Source organism: Streptomyces sp. NPDC029164, from assembly GCF_055563995.1.
On sequence record NZ_JBVHWW010000082.1, the window covers coordinates 1 to 4,992 of the forward strand.

Sequence of the window (4,992 nt, forward strand, 5' to 3'; positions counted from 1 at the left end):
GGTGGGTGGGGAGGGTGTGCAGGATTTCGGTTTCGGTGGCCTCGATGGCGATCATGGCGCCGCCGGTGGGGGCGGACTGCATCAGCCGGCCACGGACGGCCACCAGGGTGCAGGCGTCATCCAGGGACAGGACCCCCGCGACGTGCGCGGCGGCCAACTCGCCCACCGAATGGCCGAGGAGGTAGTCGGGGGTCAGCCCGTAGTGCTCCACCAGCCGGAACAGCGCGACCTCGACGGCGAACAGCGCGGGCTGCGTGTACTGCGTCCGGTTGAGGAGAGCAGCCTGCTCGCTCCCCTCGGCCGCGAGGATCAGCTCCTTGAGCGACCGGCCCAGGTGGGCGTCCATCCGTGCGCAGACGGCGTCGAGCGCCTCGGCGAACACCGGGTGGCTCTCGTACAGTTCGCGGCCCATGCCGGGACGCTGGCTGCCCTGACCCGTGAACAGGAACGCGAGCCCGGAGGCCCCGTCGGCCCTGCCGGAGTCCCCGGTCACCAGCTGCGGCGCGGACTCGCCGCGGGCCAGCGCGTCCAGGCCCGCCAGCAGACCCGCCGGGTCGTCGGCGAGGACGACCGCACGGTCCGGGAGCGCCGCCCGCGTGGTGGCGAGTGCGTGGCCGACGTCGAGGTGTGCGAGGTCGAAGCCGCCCTCCGTGCCGGCTTCGGCGGCCAGCCGCCGCAGCTGGGCGGCCCGGGCGCGCAGGCCCTGCGTACCGCGGCCGGAGACCACCCAGGGCAGCCGGGCGGGAGTCGCCGGGTCGCGGGCCTCCGCGGCCTCGGCGGCGGGGGCCTGTTCGAGGACGACGTGGGCGTTGGTGCCGCTGATCCCGAAGGAGGAGACGGCGGAACGGCGCGGGCGGTCCGTCTCGGGCCACGGGGTCGCCTCGGTGAGGAGGGACACCGCGCCGCTCGACCAGTCCACGTGCGGGCTCGGCGCGTCCACGTGCAGGGTGCGGGGGAGCGTGCCGTGGCGCATGGCCATGACCATCTTGATGACGCCGCCGACGCCGGCGGCGGCCTGGGAGTGCCCAATGTTCGACTTGAGGGAGCCGAGGTGGAGGGGGTGGCCGGCGTCGCGGTCCTGGCCGTAGGTGGCGAGGATGGCCTGGGCCTCGATGGGGTCGCCGAGGGTGGTGCCGGTGCCGTGCGCCTCGACGGCGTCGACGTCGGAGGGTGAGAGTCCGGAGGCGGCGAGGGCCTCGCGGATGACCCGTTCCTGCGAAGGGCCGTTGGGGGCGGTGAGTCCGTTGCTGGCGCCGTCCTGGTTGACGGCGGAGCCGCGGACGACGGCGAGGACCTCGTGGCCGTTGCGGCGGGCGTCGGAGAGCCGCTCCAGGAGCAGGATGCCGACACCCTCGCTCCACGTCGTACCGTCCGCCGAAGCCGCGAACGACTTGACCCGCCCGTCGGGCGCCAGCCCGCGCTGGCGGCTGAACTCCACGAACGGCCGCGGAGTGGCCATGACGGTGGCGCCGCCCGCCACCGCGAGGGTGCACTCCCCCTGGCGCAGGGCCTGCGCGGCCAGGTGCAGGGCGACGAGGGAGGAGGAGCAGGCCGTGTCGACGGTGATGGCCGGGCCCTCCAGCCCGAAGGTGTAGGACAGCCGCCCGGAGGCCACGCTGCCGGCACTGCCCGTGCTCAGGTAGCCCTCGTACTCGACAGGAACGGCGGACAGGCGGGAGGCGTAGTCGTCGTACATGGTGCCGACGAACACGCCGGTGCGGCTGCCGCGCAGCGTGGCCGGGTCGATGCCCGCCTGCTCGAAGCTCTCCCAGGTCGTCTCCAGCAGCAGGCGCTGCTGCGGGTCGATCGCGAACGCCTCGCGGGGCGAGACGCCGAAGAACTCGGCGTCGAACCGGTCGGCGTCGTAGAGGAACCCGCCGTGCCGGGTGTAGCTCTTGCCGGCCCGGGTGGGGTCCGGGTCGTAGAGGTGGTCGACGTCCCAGTCGCGGTTGGTGGGGAACGGGCCGATGGCGTCGGTGCCGTCGGCGACGAGCCGCCACAGGTCCTCGGGGGAGCGGGCGTCACCGGGGTACCGGCAGGCCATCCCGACGATCACGATCGGGTCGTCCTGGCCGACGCCCGCGCCGGCCGCGGCCTGCCGGACCGGCCGGGCGGCGGCCTCGCCGGCGATCTTGGCGAGCTCGGCGACGACGAAGTCGGTGAGCGCACCGGGCGTGGGGTGGTCGAAGACGGCGGTCGCGGGAACCGCGATACCGCTGTCCGTGGCGAGCCGGCGGCGCAACTCCATACCGGTGAGGGAGTCCATGCCCAGCTGGATGAAGGGCCCGCTGTCGTGGACGGCGGCGGGGCCCGCCAGGCCGAGCACGGCGGCGACCGTCGTCCGTACGAGCTCACCGGCTGCGCGCCGGCGGTCGGCCGGGGGCAGTTCGGCGGTGCGCTCGGCCCAGGAGGATCCGGTGGCCGCGGCGGCGCGTCGGCGGGGGGCGCGGACCAGGGTGCGCAGCAGGGCGGGCGCGGACTGCTCCGGGGAGCGCAGCGCCTTCAGGTCGAGCTCGATCGGTACCAGCTCCGGCTGACCGGCCGTGAGCGCGGCGTCGAAGAGCTCCATGCCGCGTTCCGGGGTCAGCGGAAGGATGCCCTTGGCCGCCCACCGCTTGATGTCGGCCTCCGAGAACTGCGCGGCCATGCTGCCCGTACTCGTGTCCCAGAGTCCCCAGGCGAGGCTGGTGGCGGGGAGGTGGTGGTGGTGGCGGTGGTGGGCGAGGGCGTCGAGGTAGGTGTTGGCGGCGGCGTAGTTGGCTTGGCCGGGGTTTCCGATGAGGCCGGCGATGGAGGAGAAGAGGATGAAGTGGGTGAGGGGGAGGTGGTTGGTGAGTTGGTGGAGGTTCCAGGCTGCGTCGGTTTTGGGGTGGAGGACTTGGGTGACGTGGTGGGGGGTGAGGTTGTCGAGGGTGGCGTCGTTGAGGGTGCCGGCGGCGTGGATGACGGCGGTGAGGGGGTGTTCGGTGGGGATGGAGTCGAGCAGGTCGGTGAGTTGGGTGGGGTCTGCGGTGTCGCAGGCGGTGATGGTGATGTGGGCGCCGGCTGTGGTGAGTTCGGCGGCGAGTTGGGTGGCGCCGGGTGCGTGGGGGCCGGTGCGGCTGGTGAGGAGGAGGTGTTTGGCGCCGTGGTGGGTGACGAGGTGGCGGGCGAGGATGTGGCCGAGTCCTCCGGTGCCGCCGGTGACGAGGATGGTGCCTTCGGGGTCGAGGGGTGTGGGGGTGTACGGGGTTGTGGTGGGGGTGTTTTCGAGGCGGGGGGTGTGGAGTTGGCCGTTGCGGAGGGTGAGTTGGGTGTCGGGGGTGGTGGCTGCGGTGTGAGCGGCGGCGGCCAGGTTGTCTGTGGTGCTGATGTCGAGGTGGGTGAGGCGGCCGGGGTATTCGTTTTGTGCGGTGCGGATGAGTCCGGTGAGGGCTGCGGCGGGGAGGTTGTGGATGTCCTCGTCGGTGGTGAGGGCGGTGGCGCCCTGGGTGAGTACGACGATGCGGGTGGGGTCGAGGGTGGTGTCGGCGAGGAGTTCCTGGAGGGTGGCCAGAGTGCCCTGAACCGCCGCATGGACTTCCGAGCTCGGCTCGGTGAGCGCGATGACACCGGGGACTGGACCGCCCGAGGCGAGCGCGGTCCGCAGTTCGGCGACGTCGGCGTACGTGTCGCCGGAGACGGCCGCGGCCAGACCGTGCGGGTCCGAGCCCAGTACGGCCCACGGCCCGGCGGCCGGCCCGGCGGCCTGCGGGACGGGCTTCCACACCAGGCGGTAGAGCCCCTCGATACGAGTACTGCGGTCCTGTAGGTCGCCGGCCGGGCGCAGGGCGATCTCGTCGACGGTGATGACGGGCCGGCCGTCGGCGTCCGTGGCCGTGAGCGAGGCGGCGCTCGTACCGCTCGGAACCAGGTGCACCCGCAGGGCGGTCGCACCGGCGGCGTACAGGGTGACCCCGTTGAACGAGAACGGGATGGTCAGCTCGTCGGAGTCCTCGATCAGCAGGGTGTGAAGGGCGGCGTCCAGGGCGGCGGGGTGGAGGGCGAACCCGTCCCCGTCGATGCTCTCCGGCAGCGCGATCTCCGCGTACAGATCCGTGCCGCGTCTCCACGCGTTCCGCAGGCCCTGGAAGGCGGGGCCGTACGTGTATCCGCGCTCGGCGAGGCGGGCGTAGAGGTCGCCGACGGGTATCTCGGTGGCTCCCTCCGGCGGCCAGACGGCCGGGCCGGCCGTGGGAACCGGGCCCGGGCCCGCCTCGGCGAGCACACCGGAGGCGTGCCGGGTCCACTCCTCCTCCGTCCGGCCCTCGGCGCGGGAGTGGACGGAGACGGAACGGGTCCCCGACTCCTCGGCGCCCAGCGCCACCTGGAGGTGGATACGGCCGTCCTCGGGGACGAGCAGCGGTGCCTCCAGGACGAGTTCCCGGAGCAGGTCGTAGCCGAAGCGCTCGCCCGCCGCCACGGCCATCTCGACCAGGGCGGTGCCGGGCAGCAGAACGGTTCCGGAGACGGCGTGGTCGGCGATCCACGGGTGGGTGCTCCGCGAGACACGGCCCGTGAGCAGCAGTCCCTCCCCGCCGGCGAGGCTGGTCACCGCGCCGAGCAGCGGGTGTTCCGCCGACGTCAGGCCCAGGCTCGCCACGTCCTCGGGCGTGGCGGGGCTGTTCAGCCAGAACCGGGCGCCCTGGAACGCGTACGTCGGCAGCAGCGCCCGCCGCGCACCGGGGAAGAGGCTCTCGACATCCAGCGCCGCGCCCCGTACGGCCGCGTGGCCGAGGGTGGCTGCGAGGGTCTGCGCCTCGGGGCGGCCCTTGCGCAGGACGCCGACGGTCGACACCACGCCCTGGGCGATCTCCTCGCCCAGGCAGCCTCGGGTCATGGCCGTGAGCACCGGGTCGGGGCCGATCTCGATGTAGCCGGTGACGTTCTGGTTGTGGAGGTACTGGATGCCGTCGTTGAAGCGGACGGTGTGGCGGAGGTGTTGGACCCAGTAGTCGGGGTTGGTGAGTTGTT

At 73.3% G+C, this 4,992-nt stretch carries 1 protein-coding gene; it reads right to left on the reverse strand.

Features of this window, described 5'->3' with window-relative positions:
• Positions 1–4,992 (reverse strand): type I polyketide synthase (locus tag ACZ4VT_RS37195; RefSeq protein WP_467955783.1); only part of this gene is annotated, 4,992 nt, incomplete at both ends.